At 52.1% G+C, this 1,481-nt stretch carries 1 rRNA gene; it reads right to left on the bottom strand.

Annotation, left to right across the window (positions count from 1 at the left end):
- Window positions 1–1,435, bottom strand: a 23S ribosomal RNA gene (locus EAI83_RS17055); the annotation flags it as partial.
- Between the last annotated feature and the right edge of the window lie 46 nt (window positions 1,436–1,481).

Below are 1,481 nucleotides of genomic sequence, written 5' to 3'. Positions count from 1 at the left end.
ATACTGCAGTACAGGAATATCAACCTGTTGTCCATCGGCTACGGCTCTCGCCCTCACCTTAGGTCCCGACTCACCCAGGGCAGATCAGCTTTACCCTGGAAACCTTGGATATTCGGCCTAGAGGATTCCCACCTCTATCTCGCTACTCATTCCGGCATTCTCTCTTCCATGCAGTCCACAGCTCCTTCCGGTACTGCTTCTTCCCGCATGCAATGCTCCTCTACCAATCTTTTCAGATTCCTTAGTTTCGGTGGCGCGTTTCAGCCCCGGACATTTTCGGCGCAGGACCTCTCGACCAGTGAGCTATTACGCACTCTTTGAATGTATGGCTGCTTCTGAGCCAACATCCTGGTTGTCTTCGAAATCCCACATCCTTTTCCACTTAACGCGCACTTTGGGACCTTAACTGTAGGTCTGGGCTCTTTCCCTTTTGACCGCCCAACTTATCTCGTGCAGTCTGACTCCCGGTGATATCTACACGGCATTCGGAGTTTGATATTCTTCGGTAGGCTTTGACGCCCCCTAGGAAATTCAGTGCTCTACCTCCGCAAGACTCACACCGAGGCTAGCCCTAAAGCTATTTCGAGGAGAACCAGCTATCTCCGGGTTCGATTGGAATTTCTCCCCTATCCACACCTCATCCCCACCCTTTTCAACGGATGTGGGTTCGGTCCTCCACTACCTCTTACGGCAGCTTCAACCTGGACATGGATAGATCACCCGGTTTCGGGTCTACTCCTACTGACTCTGGCCCTATTAAGACTTGGTTTCCCTACGGCTCCACACCTGAAGTGCTTAACCTTGCCAGTAAGCGTAACTCGCCGGACCGTTCTACAAAAAGTACGCGGTCGTACATATAAAGTACTTCCACAGCTTGTAGACACAGGGTTTCAGGTTCTCTTTCACTCCCCTCCCGGGGTCCTTTTCACCTTTCCTTCACAGTACTATGCGCTATCGGTCACTAAGTAGTATTTAGCCTTAGGGGGTGGTCCCCCTTACTTCCCACAAGGTTCCTCGTGTCTCGTGGTACTCCGGATCCTGCTCAGTCAGCTCTGCTTTCACGTACGGGGCTTTCACCCTCTCCGGCCGGCTTTCCCAAAACCGTTCTGTTAACTTCGCTGAATCTTAAATGCAGTCCATGACCCCGGCATGCACGCACACCGGTTTAGGCTCCTCCGCGTTCGCTCGCCGCTACTTACGGAATCGATGTTTCTTTCTTTTCCTCCGGGTACTTAGATGTTTCAGTTCCCCGGGTTCCCTTCCATACGTTATGGATTGGCGTATGGATGCATGAGGTCTACTCATGCGGGTTTCCCCATTCAGACATCTCCGGATCACGGGATATTTGCTCCTCCCCGAAGCTTTTCGCAGCTTATCACGTCTTTCATCGGCTCTTAGTGCCAAGGCATCCGCCCTGTGCCCTTATTGCTTGACCTTTCGCTTCATCACCCTAGCGTAGGTGATGCGGTCTCTTGATTCTC

This window comes from Blautia sp. aa_0143 (genome assembly GCF_004167315.1).
Lineage (GTDB): Bacteria > Bacillota > Clostridia > Lachnospirales > Lachnospiraceae > Blautia_A > Blautia_A fusiformis.
Note: the sequence above shows the minus strand (reverse complement) of the source record. Positions and strands in the feature narration are given on the sequence as shown.